Annotated in this window: 21 protein-coding genes; 16 read left to right on the top strand and 5 right to left on the bottom strand. The window is 74.5% G+C overall.

The window, feature by feature from the left end; all coding sequences use genetic code 11:
- Nucleotides 1–103 precede the first annotated feature (103 nt).
- On the top strand, nt 104–1576 hold the full coding sequence (gene miaB, locus DQ240_RS13265; RefSeq protein ID WP_113840081.1) for a tRNA (N6-isopentenyl adenosine(37)-C2)-methylthiotransferase MiaB: 1473 nt from the start codon (nt 104–106) through the stop codon (nt 1574–1576).
- 58 nt (nt 1577–1634) lie between these two features.
- Here miaB and DQ240_RS13260 read toward each other — a convergent pair whose 3' ends face one another.
- Complete coding sequence (locus DQ240_RS13260; RefSeq protein ID WP_113840080.1) at nt 1635–3191, bottom strand: DUF349 domain-containing protein; 1557 nt, start codon at nt 3189–3191, stop codon at nt 1635–1637.
- 40 nt (nt 3192–3231) lie between these two features.
- Between DQ240_RS13260 and DQ240_RS13255 the strand changes: the two genes are divergently transcribed.
- From DQ240_RS13255 to dapF, 3 genes are all read left to right on the top strand, one after another.
- Complete coding sequence (locus DQ240_RS13255; protein ID WP_113840079.1) at nt 3232–3963, top strand: hypothetical protein; 732 nt, start codon at nt 3232–3234, stop codon at nt 3961–3963.
- Nucleotides 3960–4886, top strand: a complete 927-nt coding sequence (miaA, locus tag DQ240_RS13250) for a tRNA (adenosine(37)-N6)-dimethylallyltransferase MiaA (RefSeq protein ID WP_199589285.1) — start codon at nt 3960–3962, stop codon at nt 4884–4886. Before DQ240_RS13255 ends, miaA begins: the two co-directional genes overlap by 4 nt.
- A gap of 73 nt (nt 4887–4959) precedes the next feature.
- On the top strand, nt 4960–5838 hold the full coding sequence (gene dapF, locus DQ240_RS13245; RefSeq protein WP_233498693.1) for a diaminopimelate epimerase: 879 nt from the start codon (nt 4960–4962) through the stop codon (nt 5836–5838).
- 31 nt (nt 5839–5869) lie between these two features.
- On the opposite strand, the gene DQ240_RS13240 is transcribed toward dapF, so the two are convergent.
- Entirely contained in the window at nt 5870–6073 is a 204-nt protein-coding gene (locus DQ240_RS13240; RefSeq protein WP_113840077.1) for a hypothetical protein, read from the bottom strand.
- Between the two features lie 160 nt (nt 6074–6233).
- Between DQ240_RS13240 and hflX the strand changes: the two genes are divergently transcribed.
- The 3 genes from hflX to DQ240_RS13225 all read left to right on the top strand — a co-directional run bounded on the left by hflX (nt 6234) and on the right by DQ240_RS13225 (nt 9671).
- Nucleotides 6234–7748 carry a GTPase HflX gene (gene hflX, locus DQ240_RS13235; RefSeq protein WP_113840128.1) on the top strand — a complete coding sequence of 505 codons (1515 nt, stop codon included), beginning with the start codon at nt 6234–6236 and terminating at the stop codon, nt 7746–7748.
- Between the two features lie 95 nt (nt 7749–7843).
- Nucleotides 7844–8590 (top strand): phosphatase PAP2 family protein, encoded by a 747-nt coding sequence (locus tag DQ240_RS13230; protein ID WP_233498692.1) that lies wholly within the window; start codon nt 7844–7846, stop codon nt 8588–8590.
- Complete coding sequence (locus DQ240_RS13225) at nt 8562–9671, top strand: hypothetical protein (RefSeq protein WP_233498691.1); 1110 nt, start codon at nt 8562–8564, stop codon at nt 9669–9671. The genes DQ240_RS13230 and DQ240_RS13225 overlap by 29 nt, the downstream gene beginning before the upstream one ends.
- Before the next feature lie 57 nt (nt 9672–9728).
- Here the strand turns inward: DQ240_RS13225 and lexA are convergent, their stop codons facing one another.
- The gene (lexA, locus tag DQ240_RS13220) at nt 9729–10514 is read right to left on the bottom strand and encodes a transcriptional repressor LexA (protein ID WP_113840076.1); all 786 of its coding nucleotides are present in this window, start codon (nt 10512–10514) and stop codon (nt 9729–9731) included.
- A gap of 256 nt (nt 10515–10770) precedes the next feature.
- Here lexA and DQ240_RS13215 point away from each other — a divergent pair, with 256 nt between their 5' ends.
- The 4 genes from DQ240_RS13215 (at nt 10771) to DQ240_RS13200 (ending at nt 16005) form a co-directional block, all read left to right on the top strand.
- Nucleotides 10771–11346, top strand: coding sequence for a LysM peptidoglycan-binding domain-containing protein (locus DQ240_RS13215; RefSeq protein ID WP_113840075.1), 576 nt, complete (start codon nt 10771–10773; stop codon nt 11344–11346).
- A 110-nt stretch (nt 11347–11456) separates the two neighbouring features.
- Complete coding sequence (locus DQ240_RS13210) at nt 11457–12077, top strand: hypothetical protein (protein WP_147261994.1); 621 nt, start codon at nt 11457–11459, stop codon at nt 12075–12077.
- 377 nt (nt 12078–12454) lie between these two features.
- Nucleotides 12455–13009, top strand: coding sequence for a transcriptional regulator NrdR (gene nrdR, locus DQ240_RS13205; protein WP_113840073.1), 555 nt, complete (start codon nt 12455–12457; stop codon nt 13007–13009).
- A 119-nt stretch (nt 13010–13128) separates the two neighbouring features.
- Nucleotides 13129–16005: a vitamin B12-dependent ribonucleotide reductase gene (locus DQ240_RS13200; RefSeq protein WP_113840072.1), complete on the top strand. Its 2877-nt coding sequence runs from the start codon at nt 13129–13131 to the stop codon at nt 16003–16005.
- Nucleotides 16006–16096: 91 nt separating this feature from the next.
- On the opposite strand, the gene DQ240_RS13195 is transcribed toward DQ240_RS13200, so the two are convergent.
- Both DQ240_RS13195 and DQ240_RS13190 read right to left on the bottom strand, forming a co-directional pair.
- Nucleotides 16097–17299, bottom strand: coding sequence for a HAMP domain-containing sensor histidine kinase (locus tag DQ240_RS13195; RefSeq protein ID WP_113840071.1), 1203 nt, complete (start codon nt 17297–17299; stop codon nt 16097–16099).
- Nucleotides 17296–17949: a response regulator transcription factor gene (locus DQ240_RS13190; RefSeq protein ID WP_113840070.1), complete on the bottom strand. Its 654-nt coding sequence runs from the start codon at nt 17947–17949 to the stop codon at nt 17296–17298. Before DQ240_RS13190 ends, DQ240_RS13195 begins: the two co-directional genes overlap by 4 nt.
- Before the next feature lie 139 nt (nt 17950–18088).
- On the opposite strand from DQ240_RS13190, the gene DQ240_RS23280 reads away from it, so the two are divergent.
- The 5 genes from DQ240_RS23280 to bla are packed head-to-tail and all read left to right on the top strand — an operon-like array spanning nt 18089 to nt 22559.
- On the top strand, nt 18089–18586 hold the full coding sequence (locus DQ240_RS23280) for a hypothetical protein (RefSeq protein ID WP_158548680.1): 498 nt from the start codon (nt 18089–18091) through the stop codon (nt 18584–18586).
- Nucleotides 18583–19656: an efflux RND transporter periplasmic adaptor subunit gene (locus DQ240_RS13185; RefSeq protein WP_158548678.1), complete on the top strand. Its 1074-nt coding sequence runs from the start codon at nt 18583–18585 to the stop codon at nt 19654–19656. Before DQ240_RS23280 ends, DQ240_RS13185 begins: the two co-directional genes overlap by 4 nt.
- Nucleotides 19653–20339 (top strand): ABC transporter ATP-binding protein, encoded by a 687-nt coding sequence (locus DQ240_RS13180; RefSeq protein WP_113840068.1) that lies wholly within the window; start codon nt 19653–19655, stop codon nt 20337–20339. The genes DQ240_RS13185 and DQ240_RS13180 overlap by 4 nt, the downstream gene beginning before the upstream one ends.
- Nucleotides 20336–21541: an ABC transporter permease gene (locus DQ240_RS13175; protein ID WP_113840067.1), complete on the top strand. Its 1206-nt coding sequence runs from the start codon at nt 20336–20338 to the stop codon at nt 21539–21541. The genes DQ240_RS13180 and DQ240_RS13175 overlap by 4 nt, the downstream gene beginning before the upstream one ends.
- Before the next feature lie 28 nt (nt 21542–21569).
- A complete protein-coding gene (gene bla, locus DQ240_RS13170) occupies nt 21570–22559 on the top strand; it encodes a class A beta-lactamase (RefSeq protein ID WP_199589284.1) in 990 nt (329 codons plus the stop codon).
- Nucleotides 22560–22634: the final 75 nt, after the last annotated feature.

The following is a 22634-nucleotide window of genomic DNA, read 5'->3' as shown; positions in this document are numbered from 1 at the left end:
GACCGGGCCATGACCGGGGCGGACCCCATCCACCCCGGGAGTCCCATCCGCCCCGGGTGATCCGGCCGGCCGGTGGGCGGCGCGCCGTACCCTCGCTGTCGACATGGACACCGCGCAGACCCCCGCCCGCACCTACCGGGTGCGCACCTACGGGTGCCAGATGAACGTGCACGACTCCGAGCGCCTCTCCGGGCTGCTGGAGGCCGCCGGCTACACCGCCGCTCCAGAGGACGGCGAGGCCGACGTCGTCGTCCTCAACACCTGCGCCGTCCGGGAGAACGCCGACAACCGGCTCTACGGCAACCTCGGCCACCTCCGCCCGGTGAAGGACGCCCGGCCGGGGATGCAGATCGCCGTCGGCGGCTGCCTGGCCCAGAAGGACCGCGGCGAGATCGTGCGCCGCGCCCCGTGGGTGGACGTCGTCTTCGGCACCCACAACGTCGGCTCGCTGCCCGCCCTGCTGGAGCGGGCCCGGCACAACGCCGAGGCGCAGGTCGAGATCGCCGAGGCGCTCGAGGTGTTCCCCTCGACGCTGCCCGCGAAGCGGGACTCCGCCTACGCCGGCTGGGTGTCCATCAGCGTCGGCTGCAACAACACCTGCACGTTCTGCATCGTCCCGGCGCTGCGCGGCAAGGAGAAGGACCGCCGGCCCGGCGACATCCTCGCCGAGGTGCAGGCCCTGGTCGACCAGGGCGTGCTCGAGGTGACCCTCCTCGGCCAGAACGTGAACGCCTACGGCGTCGAGTTCGGTCAGCAGGGTGCCTTCGCCGACCTCCTGCGCGCGACCGGCCGGATCGAGGGCCTGGAGCGGATCCGCTTCACCAGCCCCCACCCCCGGGAGTTCACCGACGACGTCATCGCCGCCATGGCCGAGACCCCGGCGGTCTGCCATCAGCTGCACATGCCGCTGCAGTCCGGCTCCGACGAGGTGCTGCGCCGGATGCGCCGCGCCTACCGGCAGGAGCGCTACCTCGGGATCATCGACCGCGTCCGGGCCGCGATGCCCGACGCGGCGATCACCACCGACATCATCGTCGGCTTCCCCGGCGAGACCGAGGCCGACTTCGAGCAGACCCTCGAGGTCGTCCGCCAGGCCCGCTTCGCCAGCGCCTTCACGTTCCAGTACTCCAAGCGCCCGGGCACCCCGGCCGCGGAGATGGCCGACCAGCTGCCGAAGGAGGTCGTCCAGGAGCGCTACCTGCGGCTGACCGCGCTGCAGGACGAGATCAGCTGGGCGGAGAACCGGGCCCAGGTCGGCCGCACCGTGGAGCTCCTCGTCGCGGCCGGCGAGGGCAGCAAGGACGCCCGCACCGGGCGGCTGTCGGGCCGGGCCCGCGACGGGCGCCTGGTGCACTTCACGGCCGCCGCCGGGGTCCGCCCGGGGGACGTCGTCGAGACCGTGGTCACCCAGGCCGCACCGCACCACCTGGTGGCCGACGGGCCGCTGCTGTCCCACCGCCGCACGCGCGCCGGCGACGCCGCCGAGGCCGACACGAAGCCGACCACCCCCGGCGTCTCCCTGGGCATGCCGCGGATCGGCGTCCCCGAGCCGCTCCCGGTCTCCACCGGTTGCTAGAGGCCCCGCTGCCCCCCGCCCCGAGCGTGCGAGGGGCGGGGGGCAGCGGGGTCCTTCGTCAGCGGCGCGCGGACTTCTCCGCCTCGGCGAGCCACTCCTGGCGGGTGGCCAGATTGGCCTTGGCCTCGTCGATCCGGCGCCGGTCGCCCGCGGCCTCGGCCTTGGCCAGCTGCTCCTCGGCCTTGGCGACGGCGGCCCGCATCGAGGTCACCATCGGGTTCTCCGGAGCGGTGCGGACCCGGCCGGCGTCAGCGGCACCGCGGACCTTCTGCTCCACCGCCTGCATGCGGTCCTCCAGCGCGCGCATCGCCCCGCGCGGGACGTGCCCGATGGCGTCGTAGCGCTCCTGCAGCTTGCGCAGCGCGTTCTGGGTGCCGCGCAGGTCCTTGCTCGGGTCCAGCTTCTCGGCCTCGGCGAGGATCTCCTCCTTGGCCTGCTGGTTCGCCTGCTCCTCGCTGTTGCGGGCCTTGTCCGACTCGGTGCGGGCGGCGAAGAAGACGTCCTGGGCGGCGCGGAACTGCTTCCACAGGTCGTCGTCGCCGTCGCGGCCGGTGCGCGGCACGGCCTTCCAGCGGTCCATGAGCGATCGCATCGCCGCGCTCGTCGGCCCCCAGTCGGTGGACGTCGACAGCCGCTGCGCCTCCGCGATCAGCTCCTGCTTGGCCGCCCGCGCCTCACCGCGCTGCGCGTCGAGGGAGGCGAAGTGCGCACCCCGGCGGCGGCCGAAGGCGTCGCGGGCGGCGGCGAACCGCTGCCACAGCGCCTCGTCGGTCTTCCGGTCGATGCCCCGGATCGTCTTCCACTCCTCCACGATGGCCTTGAGCCGGTCGCCGGCGGCCTTCCAGGCGGTGGACTCCGCGGCGATCTGCTCCGCCTCGACGGCCAGCGCCTCCTTGCGGGCGATCTGCGCCGTGCGCTGGGCGGCCTTCTCGGCCCGGTAGGTGGCGGACGCGGCCTCCGCCGTCTCGACCATGGCGCGGGCCCGGGCGGCGAGGCCGTCGAGGTCGCCGACCGCGGTGGCGGTCGGGATCTGCTCGGCCAGCGCCTGCGCCTTGGACTTGATCTCGCCGGGGTTGCCGGTGTGCGCCTTGAGCCGGGCCTCCAGCAGCCCCACCTCGGTGGCCAGGTCGTCGTACCGGCGGCCGAAGTGGGCCAGGCCGGCGGCCGGGTCGCCGGCCTGCCACGAGCCGACGGCCCGCTCGCCCTCGGCGGTGCGCACGTAGACGGTGCCGTCCTCGTCGACCCGGCCCCACGCGGAGGGGTCCGAGGCGGGCGCGGCGGCCGGCGCGTCCCCGGCCGCGTGCGGGGGGACGGCGCCGGGAGCGGGGACGGCGGCGATCGCCGCGGCCGCCTCCTCGGGCAGGGGCCCCGGCGTGACCGGCTCCTCGCCCGCCGGCGCCTCGGCCGCGGGCGTCTCGACGTCGGGCGCGGCCTCGGCACCCGGCTCGGGAGCCGGGTCGGCGGCCGTCGGATCGGCCAGTTCTGCGTCCTGAGGACTCGGCGCGGCAGCGGTCCCGGCCTCGGGTGCGACGGCCTCGGATCGGGCCGGTTCACCGGCCTCGGCGGGCGGGGGGACCTGCTGCGAACCGTCTACGGGGCTCTCCGTGCTCGACACGCACCGCAGTGTCCCACGTCGCATCGGCGACACTGCTGCCGTGACGACTGAACAGGCCGGATCCCCGTCCCCCGCCCCGGCCGAGCAGCTGTCGATTGCCTTCTGCCCGTGCCCGCCGCTGCTGCTGCCCGCGGTCGAGGGGCGCGCCGAGGCGGAGACGACGGCGCTGCGCCAGGCCTGCGCCGACGCGGTGGAGGCGCTCCTCGCGGCGTCGCCGGAGGCCGTCGTCGTCGTCGGTCCGGGCGCCACCGGCCGGTACGGCGCGGGCGACGCCGGGGACCTGCGCGGCGTGGGCGTCGACCTTGAGGTCCCCTTCGCCGGCGGGACCCGGCCCGGCGGCCGGCGCACGCCCCTGTCCCTCACCGTGGGCGCCTGGCTGCTCCACCAGGCCGGCCACTCCGGGCTGCGGCTCGGTGCGGGGCCGGAGGACCTCGGCGACGTGCTCGCGGGCCTGCCCGGCCCGGTGGGGGTCCTCGCCCTGGGGGACGGCTCGGCGCGCCGCAGCGTCAAGGCGCCCGGCTACCTGGACGACGCCGCCGAGCCCTTCGATGCCGCGGTCGCCGCCGCCCTCGCGGCGGGCGACGCCGCCGCGGTCGCCGACCTCGACGCCGCCGAGGGGGAGCGGCTGCTGGCCGCCGGGGTCCCGGTGTGGCGCGCGGTCGGCCGGGCCGTCGCCGGGCGCCCGGTCGTAGCCGAGCTCCGCCACGACGCGGCGCCGTTCGGCGTCGGCTACCTGGTGGCCTCGTGGACGGCCCTCCGGACGGCGCCGTGACCGGTACGCCGCCGCCCGTGGTCGCCGTGGTCGGCCCGACCGCGACCGGCAAGACGGCGCTGGCCGTGGCGCTGGCGACCCGGCTGGGCGGCGAGGTGGTCAACGCGGACTCGATGCAGCTGTACCGCGGCATGGACATCGGCACCGCCAAGCCCGACCTCGCCGAACGGGGCGGCGTCCCGCACCACCTGCTGGACCTGTGGCACGTCCGGGAGCCCGCGTCGGTCGCCGAGTACCGGTCGCGGGCCCGCGCGGAGGTCGACCGGCTGCGGGCCGCCGGCGTGGTGCCGTTCCTCGTGGGCGGCTCGGGCCTGTACGTGCGCGCCGTCCTCGACGAGCTCGACTTCCCCGGCACCGACCCGGAGCTGCGGGCGCGGCTGGAGGCCGAGCTGGCCGACGTCGGCCCCGCGACGATGCACGCCCGCCTCGCCGATGTCGACCCGGCCGCGGCCGCGGCGGTGCTGCCCAGCAACGGACGGCGGATCGTGCGCGCGCTGGAGGTGGTCGAGCTGACCGGCGGGCCCTTCCGGGCGTCGTTGCCGGAGCCGCGCCCGCACTACCCGGCCGTCGTCGTCGGGCTGGACCGGGAGCCGGCCGAGCTCGACGAGCGGATCGCGCTGCGGGTGGACCGCATGTGGGCGAGCGGGTTCGTCGCCGAGGTGGAGGGGCTGGCCGCCGACGGCCTGCGCGAGGGGCCCACGGCCTCGCGCGCCCTCGGCTACGCCCAGGTGCTCGCCCAGCTCGACGGCGAGCTGAGCCCGGACGAGGCCCGCGAGCGCACCGTGACGACCACCCGGCGGTTCGTCCGGCGGCAGCGGTCCTGGTTCCGCCGGGACGCCGCGACCACCTGGTTCGACGCCGCCCGTCCCGACCTGGCCGACGCGGTGGGGAAGCTGATCACCGCCCGTACCATCAGGGAGTGAGCGAGCTCGCGAGCTCACCAGGGGCGGAGCAGCGCGGCGAACGCGGCCGACGAGCGTCAGCGAGGAGGCGGCAGTGAGCAACCGGGTGCTCGTCGGGCACGGCACGGAGAACGACTTCGTCGTCCTGCCCGATCCCGACGGCGACCGCTGGCCGGAGAGCCGGCTGGACGACGCCATGGTCCGCCGGCTCTGCGAGCGCCGCGCCGGCCTCGGTGGCGACGGCGTCCTCCGGGTGGTGCGCAGCGTGCACGTGCCCGACGCCCCCGCCGTCCTCGGCGAGGACCTCACCCGCTGCGAGTGGTTCATGGACCACCGCAACGCCGACGGGTCGCTGGCCGAGATGTGCGGCAACGGCATCCGGCTGTTCCTGCACGTGCTGGTCACCGAGGGCCTGCTCGACCGCGCCGCCTGCACCGACGGGGTCTGGGTCGGCACCCGCGGCGGCCCCCGGCGGGTGGGCGCCGGCGCCGACGGGACCTACTGGGTCGACATGGGCCCGGCGCGCGAGTTCGGCCGCGGCTCGGCCGAGCTGGCCGGCCGGCGGTTCGACGGGCTCGCGGTGTCGATGGGCAACCCGCACCTGGCCTGCCTCACCGACGTCGACCTCGACGCGCTGGACCTGGCGGCGCCGCCACGCTTCGACGCCGCGCTGTTCCCCGAGGGCGTGAACGTCGAGCTGATCACCGTGCTGCGGGCGGCGGGCGAGGGTGCAGACGCGCACATCCGCCTGCGGGTGCACGAGCGCGGGGTGGGGGAGACCCGCTCCTGCGGCACCGGCGCCTGCGCCGCCGCCTACGCCGCCCTGGTGGCCGGGGGCGCGACCGCCGGGACCGTCGTGGTCGACGTCCCCGGCGGCCGGCTGACCGTCGACGTCGCCCCGGACACCACGGTGCTGCGCGGTCCGGCGGTCGTCGTCGCCGCCGGCGAGCTCACCGCCGAGTGGCTGGGGTGACTCCGACCAGCCCGGGGCGGCCCGCGGCCGGCTAGGGCCGGTCGGGGGTGTCGGCCCGGGTCTCCGGGTCGTCCGTCGGCGCCTCGGGCTTGTCGCCGGGACCGACGTTGCCGGTGCCCCGCGGCTCGCCGCGGCCGGTGTCCTGGTCGGCTCCGCCGAACAGATTGCGCGGCGGGTTCAGCCCCTTCGGGTCCGCGCCCGGGTCCTCGACGCCCTCGGTGCTGCTGGTGCTCACGGCTGCCTCCTCGATCGGCGTGCATGTCGTCCGTCGGGGAGGACCTACCCCCGCGCGGGCGGGATGCATGCGGGCCCGCGCGGTGTTGTACCGGGCGATGACACGAGCAGCAGCCACAACTCAGATGCCCCGCGACGAGGGGCATGCCACGCTGGAGACGATGACGACCGCCCAGAACCGAGCCGTGCTCGCCGACGCCCAGGACCGCGCCGACCGCGCGACCGGCACCACCCAGCCCGCCGACGAGCCGCGCGACCTCGGGAGCCGCCCCGCGCCGGCCGGCCAGTGGGACGAGCCCGACGACACCACCGGCAGCTACGACCTCGAGGCGCGTGGTGGTCTCCGCCGCGTGGCCGGCCTCTCCACCGAGCTGGCCGACGTCACCGAGGTCGAGTACCGGCAGCTGCGCCTCGAGCGCGTCGTCCTGGTGGGGGTCTGGACCGAGGGCACCCAGGCCGACGCCGACCGCTCCCTGGCCGAGCTCGCCGCCCTGGCCGAGACCGCCGGCTCGCAGGTGCTGGAGGCGGTCAGCCAGCGGCGCTCGACGCCGGACGCCGGCACCTACGTGGGCTCCGGCAAGGCCAACGAGATCCGCGACATCGTCGCCTCGACCGGCGCCGACACCGTGATCTGCGACGGCGAGCTGACCCCCGGCCAGCTGAACGCCCTGGAGAAGATCCTCAAGGTCAAGGTGGTCGACCGGACCGCGCTGATCCTGGACATCTTCGCCCAGCACGCGAGCAGCCGGGAGGGCAAGGCCCAGGTCGAGCTCGCCCAGATGCAGTACATGCTGCCGCGGCTGCGCGGGTGGGGTGAGTCGCTGTCCCGGCAGGCCGGTGGCCGCGTCGCCGGCGGTGGCGGCATCGGTACCCGTGGCCCGGGTGAGACGAAGATCGAGACCGACCGGCGCCGCATCCGGTCGCGGATGAGCAAGCTGCGCCGGGAGATCGCCGGCATGGCGACCGCGCGGGAGACGCAGCGCGCGAGCCGCGGCCGCAACGCCGTCCCCAGCGTGGCGATCGCCGGCTACACCAACGCCGGCAAGTCCAGCCTGCTCAACCGGCTCACCGGTGCCGGCGTGCTGGTGGAGAACGCGCTGTTCGCCACCCTCGACCCGACGGTCCGCCGCGCGCAGACCGAGGAGGGCCGGGAGTACACGCTCACCGACACCGTCGGCTTCGTGCGCCACCTGCCGCACCAGCTCGTCGACGCCTTCCGCTCCACGCTGGAGGAGGTGGCCGCCGCCGACCTGCTGCTGCACGTCGTCGACGGCTCCGATCCCGACCCGCTCGGCCAGATCGACGCGGTGCGGGTGGTGCTGCAGGACATCGACGCGCGCTCGGTGCCCGAGCTCATCGTCGTCAACAAGGTCGACGCGATGACCGAGGAGGACGTGCTCACCCTCCGGCAGGCGCTGCCCGGCGCGGTGTGGGTCTCGGCCCGGACCGGTGAGGGGATCGACCGGCTGCGGGAGCTCCTCGCCGCCCGTCTGCCCCACCCGGAGACCGAGGTCGACGTCCTGGTGCCCTACGACCGCGGCGACCTGGTCGCCCGGGTCCACCGGGACGGCGAGGTGCTCACCGAGAGCCACGAGGCCGGCGGCACGCGCCTGTCCGCCCGGGTGGACGGCGCCCTCGCCGCGGCGCTCGAGGAGTTCGGCACGCCGGTCGGCTGAGCCGGTGCCGTCGCGCCACCCCGCGCGGGACCCTCAGCGGGGTCGTTCCGCCCGCTCGAGGTCACGGTGCGGTCACGTCCCGGTACCGTGACCGGGTGACCAGCGGCGTGGTGCGACGGTCCTTCGAGGCCTCGTTCCGGCAGGACCCGGTCCAGGGCCACCCCGCCGTGGTCTCGGCCGGCCGGCCCCCGTGGTGGGCGATGCTCCTCGCCCTGGTCGTCACCGTCGTCGTCACCGCCGACGTGCTCGGCCGGGGCGTCACCGAGCGGATCGACGTGGAGGTCTCCGACGTCGTCTCCGAGTGGGGGCTGCGCGACTCCGCCGCCTACTGGCCGCTGTGGGTGGTCACCCAGATCGGCGGCCGCGGCACGATGCTGGTCGTGCTCGCCTGCCTGATCGGCTGGTTGGCCGTCCGTCGCCGGACACTGCTGCCGCTGCCCCGGGTGCTCCTCGCCCTCGTGCTGCTCAGCGTGGTCGTCTACAGCCTCAAGTGGGGCATCGGCCGGACCGCCCCCGGTCACGAGGGCCTCTACCTGCACCACGAGGACGGGGCCTCCTTCCCGTCCGGGCACGTGGCCAACGCGGTGCTGCTGTGGGGGGTCGCCCGCTGGCAGGCCGTCCAGTTCGGCATGCCGCCCACCGCCCAGCGCCTCCTCTGGGCCCTCGCGGTGGTCGGGCCGGTCCTCTGCGCCGCGGTGATGATCGCCCTGGACTTCCACTGGGTCAGCGACGCCGTCGTCGGTGCGGCCGTCGGCGTCCTGCTGCTGGGCGTGGTTCACGCACTCGATGCACTCGTGATGTCACGCTGGGTGCGTGTACGAGCAGGCCGACCGCCGGCGTGACCGCGTGACGGTCCCGGCTCTCGGTGCGGTCCCCCGCGCGGCGATCGGCCGGGCCGCGGGCGCCGTCGCCCTCGCCGGGATCTCGCTGTCCCTGGCGGCACCCGCAGCACGCGCGGAGGAGCCGCCGGCGCCGTCGGTCCAGTGCGAGATCACCGACCCCACGCTCACCGAGCTCTCGGGGCTGGTGGTCGGTGCCGACGGCGCCATGCTGGCCATCAACGACGGTGGTGACGAGGTCGCGGTGTACGCGCTCGACCCCGCCTGCCGGACGACGACCGTGCACCGGGCGCCGGTCGACCCCTACGACCCCGAGGACATGGCCGTCGGCTCGGACGGGACGGTTTGGCTGGCCGACACCGGGGACAACAACGCGGCCCGGGCCACGGTGGCCCTCATCGCGCTCCGGCCGGACGGTGCGACCAGCGTCTACCGGCTCGCCTACCCGGACGGCCCGCGGGACGCCGAGGCGTTGCTCCTGGCGCCGGACGGGACGCCCTACGTGGTCACCAAGGAGGTGCTGGGCTCCAGCGACGTCTACCGGCCGGTGTCGGCGCTGGAGGAGGCGGCGACCGTGGGCCTGGTCGAGGTCGGCTCGGTCGACCTCACCCTCACCGGGACGCCGGGCGGTCCGGTGGGCCGGGCGGGGCAGCTCCTCGTGACGGGCGGAGCCGTGGCCGCCGACGGGCACGCACTGGCGCTGCGCACGTACACCGATGCCTACGTCTGGCCGCTGGTCGGGTCCGACGTCCCGGCCGCGCTGGCGGGGACGCCGGTGCGCATCCCGCTGCCGGAGTCCCCGCAGGGCGAGGCGATCAGCTTCTCGGCGGACGGCTCGGCGCTGGTGGTGGCCAGCGAGGGCGTGCCGAGCGCGGTCACCGTGGTGCCCGTGCCGGCCGCGGCTCCGGCGCCCGCGGCGGCCACCGGAGCGGCCGACGGGTCGCTGACCGACGTCCTCACCGAGACCGAGGACGGCGTCTCCCCGTTCGCCGCGGGGCTGGTGGCCGCGATCGTGGCCACTGTGGCGGTGTGGATCCTGGGTCGGTTACGCCGCCGCAGCGCGCCACCGCCGCCGCGCGCCTGACCGGGCCGGCCGGCCGAGCGGCCGGCGCGCCGTGCGGACGCGCCGGCCGGCAGCGGGTCAGACCCGCCGCAGCACCGTGACCACCCGGCCGAGGACGGTGGCCTCGTCGCCCGGGATGGGCTCGTAGGCCGGGTTGTGCGGCAGCAGCCACACGTGCCCGTCCTTGCGCTTGTAGGTCTTCACCGTGGCCTCGCCGTCGATCATCGCGGCGACGATCTCACCGTTCTCGGCCGTCGGCTGCTGGCGGACGACGACCCAGTCGCCGTCGCAGATGGCGGCCTCGACCATCGAGTCACCGGTGACCTTGAGCATGAACAGCGTGCCCTCGCCGACCAGCTCGCGGGGGAGGGGGAACACGTCCTCCACCGCCTGCTCGGCGAGCACCGGGCCACCGGCGGCGATGCGGCCGACCAGCGGGACGTAGGTCGGCACCGGGCTGGCGGAGTCCTCCGCGACCGGTGGGGGCGTCGCCGTGGCGCTGCCGACGAGCGTCTCGCCCGGCAGGCGCACGTCCAGCGCGCGCGGCCGGTTGGGGTCGCGGCGCAGCCAGCCCTTCTTCTGCAGCACCGACAGCTGGTGGGCGACCGAGGAGGCGGAGGACAGGCCGACGGCCTCGCCGATCTCCCGCACGGACGGCGGGTACCCGCGACGGTCGATCGAGTCGCGGATGACCTCGAGGACGCGCCGCTGTCGCTGGGTCAGACCGTCACCGGCCTCGCTCCGGTCCGGGAAGGTGCGGACCTCCCCGGTCGCGCTGCCGGTCGTGGTGGCCGTGGTGCCCGTGGCCGTACCGCTCGCGCGGCGTCCGCCGCGTCCCCCCGACGTCCCGCTCGTGCCCGCCACGTCTCCTCCTCGCCGGCCGTGTCGCCACGGCTCGTCCGTCCTCCTCGGGGCACCGGCCGCGATCCCCGCGGGAGCCGCCGGGCGCGGTGCCCGGTCGGACGGTAGCGCGTCGACGGCAGTTCCTCAAACACATGTTCGAAGATGCCGTGTCGGATCGATCCTGTCGGCGGCGTGCGGTAGACATCGCACTGATGTTCGAATCGAACGCTTGTTCGGTCGCCGGGAACCCGGCGGCCGTCGCGGAGGAGGCGCCGGGATGGCGGGCACGGAGCGCGGGGTCATGCGGGTCGCCGGGGGCGAGGGGTCCCCGGCGGGGGCGGGGTCCACGGGAGGCGGCACGGGGCTGCGCGTCGCCGGGCCGGTCCGCCCGGTCGCGGAGCGGGTCGGGGTGCGGCCGGTCCGCACCGGAGGGCCGGGCGCCGGAGCGCCGCCGCTGCGCCGCGACCCGACCCGCCCCGGCGGGCGCGCCGTCCGTCCCGAGCCCCGTCCGGTCCGCGGGAGCCGGTCCCGGTCCGACGCTGCCCGCCGCTCGGAGCCGGCCGCGGCGCCGCTCCGGCTGACCCGGCGCGGGTGGTGCGCGCTGACGACCCTGCTCGTGGCCGCCGCCGCGCTGGCGGTCCTGGTGCTGTCGGCGCTGCTGGGTGGCGGGGAGGAGCTCGAGCTGGCCGGTGGCAGCAGTGTCGTCGTCCGGCCCGGGGACACGGTCTGGTCCATCGCGACGACGGTGGCCGACGACGGCGAGGACGTCCGGGCGGTCGTCGACGCGATCGGGCGGCTCAACGACCTCGAGGGCTCCGCGGTCGTGCCGGGCCAGGTGCTGGAGCTCCCGTGACCGACCGGTCCCGGTGGGGCGACGTCCACAATCCTGCGGGGCATCTTCGTCAATCCTCGGGGCGGCGTCCTCCCCGGGTGCACGGGGGGAGTCGACCTACCGTCTCGCCCGTGCCAGTTCACACCCGTGGCCGAGCGACGGCCTCCATCGCCCAGCCCCTCGACGCCGAGGTCCTCGTGGAGGGGTCCTGGGAACGTGGAGCCGTGCTCGGGTGGCGGCACGACGAGTCCGGCGCGTGCGAGGCGGAGGTGCGCGTCCACGTGGACGGTGCCGTCCAGGTCCGCTGGGTCGACCTCGGTTCGGTGCGCCTGCCCGAGCCCCCGTCGGTCCCGACCGTGGCGGTCCCCGTGGTGGAGCGGCCCCAGGTCGCCCCGGGCGCGGCCCCGACCCCGGCCGAGACGGTGGTGATGAGCCGGGCGGAGCTGCGGGGGCTCCTGTCCTCGGGCCCGTCGGCGGCTCCGGCCCCGCGTCGCCGCCGGCACGCGGCCGACCTGACGGCCGAGTTCCCGGTGGTCCGGTGTGCCGAGCCCGACGCCGGGCGGCACCGTGCGCCCGCGACCGCGCCGACGCCGGTGGTCGGCCGGCACCGTGCCGGGGACGACACCGGGCAGCTGGTCGCGGTCCCGGGGTCCCGTCCCGGCGGGCCGGAGTCCGAGCGGTGGACCCGGCCGATCCGGATGCAGGACGTCGCCGGCTGGCCGTGGGGCGACTCCGCGGCCTCGTCCGCCTGATCCGATCCGGGCCGTCCGGCACCGGTCCGGACGACACGCACTACACCCTGCGGGGGTCGTTGCGCACTCGGCGCGCGGCCCTCGTCGGCGTGTCCGTGTGACTGCTGGTGTGTCTGACCGCCGCTGGCCACCCGCGCGAAGAACGGGAACACGCCACGCCGTGGCGCACTTGCACATCTAGTGGAGCCCTGCCTAGGGTTCCCCTACATCTAGTAGTTGCACCGATGTAAGTCCGTCCACAGGGCGTCCCCAGCCCGTCCCCCGGTCGTGCACCGGTTGTCCCCAGCAGGGTCCACAGCGGCCCTCCCGGAGACCGCCGGCGTCGCCTCCGGGAGCGGTGCGGGGGAGGTGCGCAGTCCGGGGGAGGGAGTACCGCCGTGCGTTGCCCCTTCTGCCACAACCCGGACAGCCGGGTCATCGAGACCCGGGAGGCTGAGGAGGGGGCGACCACGCGTCGTCGCCGCTCCTGCCCCGCCTGTGGACGTCGGTTCACGACGGTCGAGGAGGCAGTGCTCGCCGTCGTCAAGCGCAGCGGGGTGAGCGAGCCGTTCAACCGCAGCAAGGTCGTCGCCGGCGTGCGCCGCGCCTGCCAGGGCCGGCCGGTCGACGAGGACCAGTTGCAGAAGCTCGCCCAGCAGGTCGAGGACGCCATTCGGGCGACGGGGGCGGCCGAGGTGCCCGCCCACGAGGTCGGGCTGGCGATCCTGCGTCCGCTGCGGGAGCTCGACGAGGTCGCCTACCTGCGCTTCGCCAGCGTCTACCGGGCCTTCACCTCGATCGAGGACTTCGAGAAGGAGATCAGCGAGCTGCGTGCCCGGCACCTGACCGCCGGGACGCTGCCGCTACCCGGCATGCAGCCGGAACCGCCCGCCACGCGCCGGCGCGGCGGGACGCGCGGCCCGTCCGCGGCCGACGTCAGCCCGAACGGATGACACCGGTCGTCCGACCGGGCACCACCTGAGAACTGTCAGCACCAGCGGGTACACAACCAACCAGCAGTACCGGAGAAGGCGCTTCCCCCGCCGCGCTCCAGACACAGAGGGAGAGCTCAGTGACCGAGACCGAGGACCGCCTGTCGGGCCGCACGCGTCGCGCCGCCAAGGCGCCGACCCGGGGGAAGGGCCTGAAGGTCAAGCGGGTCTTCACCACCGCCGGTGTGCACCCGTACGACGAGGTGACCTGGGAGCGTCGTGACGTCGTCATGACCAACTGGCGGGACGGCTCCATCAACTTCGAGCAGCGCGGCGTGGAGTTCCCCGCCGAGTGGAGCATCAACGCCACCAACATCGTCACGACGAAGTACTTCCGTGGCGCGGTCGGCACCCCGCAGCGCGAGACCAGCCTGCGCCAGCTCATCGACCGCGTCGTGCTGACGTACGGTGCGGCCGGCCGCGAGCACGGCTACTTCGCCACCGAGGGCGACGCCGAGGTCTTCGAGCACGAGCTGACCTGGATGCTGCTGCACCAGTACTTCAGCTTCAACAGCCCCGTCTGGTTCAACGTGGGGACGAGCGCTCCGCAGCAGGTCAGCGCCTGCTTCATCCTCGCCGTCGACGACGAGATGGACTCGATCCTCAACTGGTACCGCGAGGAGGGCCTGATCTTCAAGGGCGGCTCCGGCGCCGGCCTGAACCTCTCCCGCATCCGCTCCTCCAAGGAGCTGCTCTCCTCCGGTGGCACCGCCTCCGGCCCGGTCTCCTTCATGCGCGGTGCCGACGCCTCGGCCGGCACCATCAAGTCCGGTGGCGCCACCCGCCGCGCGGCGAAGATGGTCGTCCTCGACATCGACCACCCCGACATCGAGGAGTTCATCGAGACCAAGGCGCGCGAGGAGGACAAGATCCGCGCGCTGCGCGACGCCGGCTACGACATGGACCTCGGCGGCAAGGACATCACCAGCGTCCAGTACCAGAACGCCAACAACTCGGTCCGCGTCTCCGACGACTTCATGCGCGCGGTCGAGGAGGGCACCGACTTCGGTCTGCGCGCCCGCCTGGACGGCTCGGTGATCGAGACCGTCGACGCCAAGACCCTGTTCCGCAAGGTCACCCAGGCCGCCTGGGAGTGCGCCGACCCGGGCATCCAGTACGACGACACGATCAACGACTGGCACACCAACCCCGAGACCGGCCGGATCAACGCGTCCAACCCGTGCTCGGAGTACATGAGCCTGGACAACAGCTCGTGCAACCTGGCGTCGCTGAACCTCATGAAGTTCCTGAAGGACGACGGCACCTTCGACTCCAAGAACTTCGTGAAGGCCGTCGAGCTGGTCATCACGGCGATGGACATCTCCATCTGCTTCGCCGACTTCCCGACCGCGCCGATCGGCGAGACCACCCGCGCCTACCGCCAGCTGGGCATCGGCTACGCCAACCTCGGCGCGCTGCTCATGGCGACCGGCCACGCCTACGACTCGCGGGGCGGGCAGACGCTGGCCGCCGCCATCACCTCGCTGATGACCGGCACCGCCTACCGCCGCTCGGCGGAGCTCGCCGGCATCGTCGGCGCCTACGAGGGCTTCGCCCGCAACGCCGACGCCCACGCCCGGGTCATGCGCAAGCACGCCGCGGCCAACGACGCGATCCGCCCGGTCGGCGCCGACGACGCCGACGTGCTCAAGGCCGCCACCGCGCAGTGGCAGGAGTGCCTGGAGATCGGCGCGGACAACGGCTGGCGCAACGCCCAGGCCTCCGTGCTGGCCCCCACCGGGACCATCGGCTTCATGATGGACTGCGACACGACCGGCATCGAGCCGGACTTCTCGCTGGTCAAGTTCAAGAAGCTGGTCGGCGGCGGCTCGATGCAGATCGTCAACCAGACGGTGCCGCGGGCGCTGCGCAGCCTGGGCTACCAGGACGAGCAGGTCGAGGCGATCGTCGAGTTCATCTCCGAGAACGGCCACGTGGTCAACGCCCCGAGCCTGCGCCCGGAGCACTACGAGGTCTTCGACTGCGCGATGGGCGAGCGGGCCATCTCCCCGATGGGCCACGTGCGGATGATGGCCGCGGTGCAGCCGTTCATCTCCGGCGCGATCAGCAAGACGGTCAACATGCCGGAGACGGCGACCGTCGAGGACGTGGAGAACATCTACTTCCAGGGCTGGAAGCTCGGCCTCAAGGCGCTGGCGATCTACCGCGACAACTGCAAGGTCGGCCAGCCGCTGTCCGACGGCAAGGGCAAGAACGACGGCAAGAAGGCGGAGGTGGCCGTCGAGGTCGCGGCCCCGCCGGCGATGTCGCACCCGGTCCGCAAGCGGCTGCCCAAGAAGCGCACCAGCATGACGACGTCGTTCAGCGTCGCCGGTGCCGAGGGCTACATGACCGCCGGCATGTACGAGGACGGCAGCCTGGGCGAGGTCTTCCTCAAGCTGGGCAAGCAGGGCTCGACCCTGGCCGGTGTCATGGACGCCTTCTCGATCGGCATCTCGATCGCGCTGCAGCACGGTGTGCCGCTGGAGACCTACATCCAGAAGTTCACGAACATGCGCTTCGAGCCGGCCGGCATGACCGACGACCCGGACATCCGGATCGCCCAGTCGGTGATGGACTACATCTTCCGTCGTCTGGCGCTGGACCACCTGCCCGTCGACAAGCGCGCGAACCTCGGCATCTTCACCGCCGAGGAGCGCGCGGCGCAGGTGTCGGGCTACGACACCCCCGCCTCGACCGCCACGGTGGTCGAGGACGAGGACGTCGACGTCGAGGCGCTGCGCAACTCGGTGCCGACCGAGGCCCCCGCCAAGCCGGAGGCCAAGGCCGAGGGCAAGAAGGACCTCAAGGAGGCCCACAGTTCCGCCGAGCTGCTGGAGCTGGTGACCGGGACCGCCACCGACGCGCCGCTGTGCATGACCTGCGGCACGAAGATGCGCCCCGCCGGCAGCTGCTACGTCTGCGAGGGCTGCGGCTCCACCAGCGGCTGCAGCTGATCATCGGCTCGGTCCTGTAGTCCCGTCCACCGGCCCGGTACCGCACTCGCGGTGCCGGGCCGGTGGTGTCTGGGGTCCCTCGCCCCGGGGCTCACGCTCCGGCAACGGACCCCGGTGGCTCGGCGGAGGCGGCAGGGAGCTCGAGGACCACCGTCGCGCCGCCCTCGGCGCGCGGCCGGAGCGTCAGGGTGCCCCCGTGCGCCTCCGCGATGGACCGCGCGACGGAGAGCCCGAGGCCGGTGCCCTGGTCCGCGTGCACTCGCGCGCGCCCGCCGCGGTGGAACGGCTCGAAGAGCCGCTCGACGTCCACGTCGGTCAACGGGTCCCCGTCGTTCTCGAGGACGAGCCGACTGCGATCCCGATCGAGGACGGTGGTCGCGCGGACCACCCCGCCGTCGTGGTTGTGCCGCACGGCGTTCTCGACCAGGTTGCCGGCCAACCTGCCCAGCAGTGCGGCGTTGCCCGTCGTGGGAGCGGGGTCGAGCGCCGTGCTGATGCGCAGCCCGCGTCGATCGGCGTCGGCCCGGACGGCGGCGATCGCCTCGCTGGTCAGCTGCGCGAGATCGCACCGGTCCCGGTGACCGCGGATCTGCCCCGCCCTGGCCAGGGTGAGCAGCCCCTCGATGATGCGTTCCTGTCGCTCTCCCAGGTGCCTGAGCCGGGTCGCCATCAGCAGCAAGCGCTCCCGATCGACGTCCGGGTCGGCCAGCGTGACGTCGAGGAGCGTGCGCTGGACGGCCACGGGGGTGCGCAGCTCGTGGCTGGCGGCTGCGGCGAAGCGGCGTTGCGCGGAGAACGCCGTGTCCAGGCGGCCGAGCATGTCGTCGAAGGTGTCGGCGAGTTCCTTGAGCTCGTCGTCCGGCCCCTCCACGCGCAGCCGCTGGTGCAGGTCGTTCTCACTGATGGTCCGTGCGGCTGCGGTGATCGCGTGCACCGGCCTGACCGCGCGACGGGCGATCACCCACCCCAGCACGGCGGCCAGCACCGTGGCCGGCAGGAGCGTCCACAGCGACTGGGTGAGCAGTTCGTCGAGCGTCTGTCGTCTCAGCTGCCGCGCCGCGTCGACGATCGCCGTGTCGATCCGAGGCGAGACGTCCGGGCAGTCCGCCGGGGCACAGCTGCCGTCGCCGGCCGGATCGACGCCCTCGGGGATCTGGCGGACGACGAGTTCGTCCCCGGGCAGACGGCTGGAGACGAGCGCGAAGTTCACCGTCAGCAGCAGCGCTCCGGCGACGAGGAAGGACGCCGCGACGGTCAGGGCGATCCGCAGGGAGACGGTCCAGCGAACCCTCACAGCCGGTAACCCTGACCGGGCAGCGTCTCGATCAGCGGCGGGTCGCCCATCTTGCGCCGGAGCGTCGACATGGTCACCCGCACGACGGAGGTGAAGGGATCGATGTGCTCGTCCCACACCCTCTCCAGGAGCTCCTCGGCGCTGACCACCGAACCGTCGGCGGCCACGAGGACCTCCAGGACGGCCAGCTCCTTGCGGGTGAGCGGCAGTTCCCGCGTCCCCCGCCAGGCACGGCGGGCGCCCGAGTCCAACCGGACGTCGCCGCGGACGAGGACGGGCGGCCGTCGCGCCGCGGGGCGGCGGCCCAGCGCCCGGACCCGCGCCACGAGTTCCAGGAAGGCGAAGGGCTTGGGCAGGTAGTCGTCGGCACCGAGCTGGAGGCCGGCCACCCGGTCCCCGACCTCGCCCGCCGCGGTCACCATGAGGATCCGCGTCTCCGGGCGCTGGTCGGCGATCGCTCGGCAGACCACGTCCCCCGGGACGCGCGGGATGTCACGGTCGAGGAGGACGACGTCGTACGCGGAGACGACGATCTTCTCCAGGGCCTGATCGCCGTCGGACGCGACGTCGACGGCCATCCCCTCGCGCCGGAGGCCGTCGGCCAGGGCCTCGGCCATGAAGGGCTCGTCCTCGACGACCAGGATCTTCATCCCCGGAAGGATCTCTCGGACGAGGTTCGCTCGGTGTTAAGACCGCCCTGCCGTCCGGCCCCGCGCTTTGCGTCCGTGCAACACGACGCCTCCTAGACATGGTTTCGCCGCCCAGAGCGGGTGGCTGGAGGAGGCCGAGATGCTACTGACTGCGCCGATGCGCCGGCTGAGCTGCGCGATGACGGCGGCGCTGGGTGTGATGGTCCTGCCCGGGTGCGGCACCGACGGCGGGGGCGCGGAGCCCGGTCCGGCCGCCGACGACCCCGGTGCCGCGTTCGCCCAGTGCCTGCGGGACAACGGCGTCGACGTCCGCGACCCCGCGCCCGGGCGGCCGGTCGTCGTCGACGGGTCGGTCGACCAGGCGGCCCTCGCCGCCGCCCAGGAGGCCTGCCGGGACCTGGCACCGGTGGGTGGCGGGGGAGGAGCCGGTGCCGCGCTGCCCGACATCGATGCACTGGTCGCGCTGTCGGGCTGCTTGCGGGACCGGGGCTTCGACGTCCCCGACCCCCGTCCGGGGCCGGGTGGCCAGGTGACCCAGCAGCTGGGTGGAGGCGTCGACCTGGACGACCCGGCGCTGGTCGAGGCGCGGCAGGAGTGCGCCCGCGAGGTGGGGATCGACCTGCCGGGACAGCCGTGAGCCGCCGCGTGGCCCTGGCCGTCGGTGCCGTGGCCCTGCTCGTGGCGGTCTCCGCGGGCGCGATCGCGCTCGCCGGGGGCACCGGTGAGCAGGCCCCGGACACCGGCCGCGTCGAGACGAGGACGGCGGAGGTGCAGCTGACCACGCTGCTGCTGCAGGAGGACGTCTCGGGCACCCTGGGCTACGGAGCGACCTCGACCGTCGTCACCGATCTCGCCGGGAAGATCACCCTGCTGGCTGCCGAGGGTTCGGTGGTGGAGCGCGGCCAGGTGCTGTTCGGGGTCGACGGGAGGCGGGCGGTCCTGCTCTACGGGGACTCCCCGCTCTACCGGACGTTGCAGGTCGGCGTCTCCGACGGGCCCGACGTCCGGCTGCTGGAGCAGAACCTGATCGACCTCGGTCACGGGTCGCAACTCGGTGGGGCGGCCGACGAGCACTTCGACAGCCGGACGGCCCGGGCCGTCCGCGCCTGGCAGGAGACGCTGCAGGTCGAGCAGACCGGCACCGTCGACCTCGGTGCTGCCGTCGTGGCCCCCGGCGCGGTCCGGGTCGCCGGGCACGCGACGGACGTCGGCGGCGTGGTCCAGCCGGGGGCCGCCGTCCTCCAGGTGACCGGGACGACCCCACTCGTCGAGGTGGAGCTCGACGCGCGCACCGTGTCGGTCGTGCAGGTGGGCGACCCTGCCGGGATCGAGCTGCCCGACGGCCGGGTCGCCGCGGGGACCGTGGCGTCGGTGTCCACCGTCGCGGTGTCCCAGCCCGACGGCGGACCGGACGCCGGGGAGCGCACCGTGACGGCCACCGTGCGCTTCGACGACCCTGCCGAACGGGGCGGTCTGGACGGCGCCGCGGTGGACGTGCAGGTCACGCGCGGCGAGAGACCGGACGTCCTCGCCGTCCCCGTGGAGGCCCTCCTCGCGCTGGCCGACGGGGGTCATGCGGTGGAGACGGTCACCGAGGCCGGCGGTCTCCGCCTGGTCCCGGTCGAGACCGGGGCCTTCGCCCAGGGCCTGGTGGAGGTGACCGGAGCCGGGTTGTCCGAGGGCACCCGTGTGACGGTGCCGTCATGACCGAGGTCCTCGGCCTCGACGGTGTCAGCAAGCAGTACGGCGACCTGGTCGTGCTCACCGGCGTCGACGTCCGCGTGAGCGCGGGCGAACTGCTCGCCGTCGTCGGCCCGTCCGGTTCGGGCAAGAGCACCCTGCTCAACCTCCTGGGATCGCTGGACCGGCCGACCACGGGGACCGTCCGGGTCGCCGGCCAGGACGTCTCCGCGCTGACGGACGGACAGCTGTCGGCCCTCCGGTGCCGACGGATCGGCTTCGTCTTCCAGCAGTTCTTCCTGCTCGACGCGGTGAGCGCGGTCGACAACGTGGCCAACGGCCTCCTGTACGCCGGCGTCCCGCTGCGCGATCGGCTACGACGGGCCGCTGCCGCCCTGGACCGGGTCGGACTGGGGCACCGGTTGTCCCACTCGCCCGCCGAGCTCTCCGGAGGTGAACGCCAGCGCGTGGCGATCGCCCGGGCGGTCGTGCACGAGCCGGACGTCGTCCTGGCCGACGAACCGACCGGCAACCTCGACACCGCCGCGGGGCAGGAGGTGGTCGAGCTGGTGCGCACGCTCAACGAGCAGGGCACGACGATCGTGGTCATCACGCACGACCGGGACCTGGCCGCCGCGCTGCCACGGCGGATCGCCCTCCGGGACGGCCGCATCGAGGACGACTCGGCCCGGCGGGAGGGGAGCCGGTGACCGCGCCGGGCGCTCCGGAACCCAGCCGGCTGCTGCTCCCCGACGTCTGGCGGGTCGGCATCGCCGGGCTGCGGGCGCGGCCGCTGCGGGCAGCGCTGTCCGGTCTGGGCATCGCCATCGGGATCTGCGCCATGATCGCCGTCCTCGGGCTGTCCGAGTCCAGCCGAGCGGAGCTGCTCGACCGACTGGACAGGCTGGGGACGAACCTCCTGCGCGTCGAGCCGGGCAGCACCCTCGGCGGGGGCGAGGCGACGTTGCCGACCGCGGCGGCCGCGACCATGGGGCGCATGGACGGCGTCCTGGGTGCAGCGGCGGTGGGGGCGACCGACCTCACCGCGCGCCGCAGCGACCTGATCCCGGAGGCCGACACCAACGGCATCGTGGTCCAGACGGCCACCCCGGACCTCCTCGACACGGTGGGTGGCCGGGTCGCGGCCGGGACGTTCCTGGACGACGCGGTCGACGGGTACCCCGTGGCGGTCCTGGGAGCGGTCGCCGCCGAGCGGCTGGGGATCTCCTCCGTGGAGGGCTCCCGTCAGGTCGTCATCGGGAGCTCCTCCTACGCCGTGGTGGGGATCCTCGAGCCGATCGAGCTCGCTCCGGAGATCGACCGCTCGGTGTTGATCGGCGACGAGCAGGCTGCCGTCGTGTACGGCGACGCGCCGGCGCCCACCACCGTGTACGTGCGGGCCGCCACCGATCGGGTCGAGACGGTGCAGCGGTCGCTGGCCCGGGCGGCCGACCCGGAGAACCCGGAGGAGGTGGCGGTCAGCCGCCCCTCGGACGCCCTCGCCGCTCGCGCGGCCGCATCCGGGGCGTTCACCTCGCTCCTCCTGGGGCTCGGTGCCGTGGCGCTCCTGGTGGGAGGCGTCGGGATCGCCAACGTCATGGTCCTCAGCGTGCTGGAGCGGCGGCGCGAGATCGGACTGCGCCGGGCTCTGGGTGCGACCCGGCGGCACGTCAGGATCCAGTTCGTGGTGGAGTCACTCGCGCTGTCCGGGGTGGGGGGACTGGCCGGAGTTGTCCTCGGCAGCGTCGTGACCGCGGCGTACACGGCCCACCAGGGACAACGGACGGTGCTCCCCGCGGCCGCGCTGCTCGGCGGCCTGGCCGCCGCTCTGCTCGTCGGGGTGCTGGCCGGGCTGTACCCGGCCGCACGCGCCGCGCGGCTCCCGCCCACCGAGGCCCTGCGTACCGCCTGACCGGCCCAACTCGAAGGAGGGCAGCCACGTGCCGGACATCCGTCACGTCTCCCGATCCGCCCCGCCGACCGGAGGGCGACGAGCCGTCGGGACGGCACGACGCGGCCTCGTCTGCCTCCTCGTCCTCGGTGCCGCGTCGTGCTCGTCGTCGTACGAGGAGCCACCCCGGTCGGACCCCGGCACCGCGGCGGTCGAGTCCGCCACGCCCCCGGCACCCCTCGCCGAGGAGGTCGCGGCGGCCGGTGAGCTGGTCGCGCTGGAGGAGCAGTTCGACGCTCGGCTGGGCGTGTACGCGGTCGACACGGGATCCGGACGAACGCTCGCCCACCGCGCGGACGAGCGCTTCGCCCACGCCAGCACGATCAAGGCCCTCGCCGTCGGTGCGCTCCTGGCCCGGACGTCGGCCGCGGACCTGCAGCGCAGCGTGCCGATCGAGCGGAGCGACCTCGCGGCCGGCCACTCGCCGGTCACCGGGACCAGGGTGGGGGCGGCGATGACGCTCCAGGAGCTGTGCGACGCCGCCGTGCGCCACAGCGACAACACCGCTCTCAACCTGGTGCTGCAGGAGCTGGGCGGCCCAGCAGGACTCGACGCGGCGCTCGAGGCCATGGGCGACGACGTCACGCAGGTCTCCCGGACCGAGCCGGACCTCAACAGCGTGGTGCCCGGTGACCCGCGGGACACCACGACACCCCGGGCGCTGGCCAACGGGCTGCGCGCCTACGCGGTGGACGGCCTCGGCGTCGACGCCGAGGACCGCGAGCAGCTCGCCGACTGGTTACGCCGCAACACCACCGGGGACACGCTCATCCGTGCCGGCGTCCCCGGGGACTGGGTGGTCGGCGACAAGACCGGGACCGCTGCCTACGGCACCCGCAACGACGTGGCCGTGCTGGTCCCGCCCGGCCGCGCCCCCATCGTGGTCGCCGTGATGTCCAGCAGGGACCAGCTCGACGCCGCGCACGACGACGCCCTCCTCGCCGCCGCCGCTCGCGTCGTCGTCACGGCGTTCCGATGACCGGGGCGCACGCCGGTGCCGCGGGGCCGACCGGGTGTCGTGTCGTCAAGACCATTCAGCCCACGGCACAAGAAT

This window comes from Blastococcus sp. TF02A-26, from assembly GCF_003319125.1.
GTDB lineage: Bacteria > Actinomycetota > Actinomycetes > Mycobacteriales > Geodermatophilaceae > Trujillonella.
This window is presented reverse-complemented; position numbering and strand designations above follow the sequence as displayed.

Excerpts from the sequence above, each read along its gene's own strand:
- DQ240_RS13180 (WP_113840068.1), top strand. The coding sequence starts at position 19,653 with ATGACCGAGGTCCTCGGCCTCGACGGTGTCAGCAAGCAGTACGGCGAC.
- DQ240_RS13190 (WP_113840070.1), bottom strand. The coding sequence starts at position 17,949 with ATGAAGATCCTGGTCGTCGAGGACGAGCCCTTCATGGCCGAGGCCCTG.
- DQ240_RS23280 (WP_158548680.1), top strand. The coding sequence starts at position 18,089 with ATGCTACTGACTGCGCCGATGCGCCGGCTGAGCTGCGCGATGACGGCG.
- miaB (WP_113840081.1), top strand. The coding sequence starts at position 104 with ATGGACACCGCGCAGACCCCCGCCCGCACCTACCGGGTGCGCACCTAC.
- hflX (WP_113840128.1), top strand. The coding sequence starts at position 6,234 with ATGACGACCGCCCAGAACCGAGCCGTGCTCGCCGACGCCCAGGACCGC.
- DQ240_RS13215 (WP_113840075.1), top strand. The coding sequence starts at position 10,771 with ATGGCGGGCACGGAGCGCGGGGTCATGCGGGTCGCCGGGGGCGAGGGG.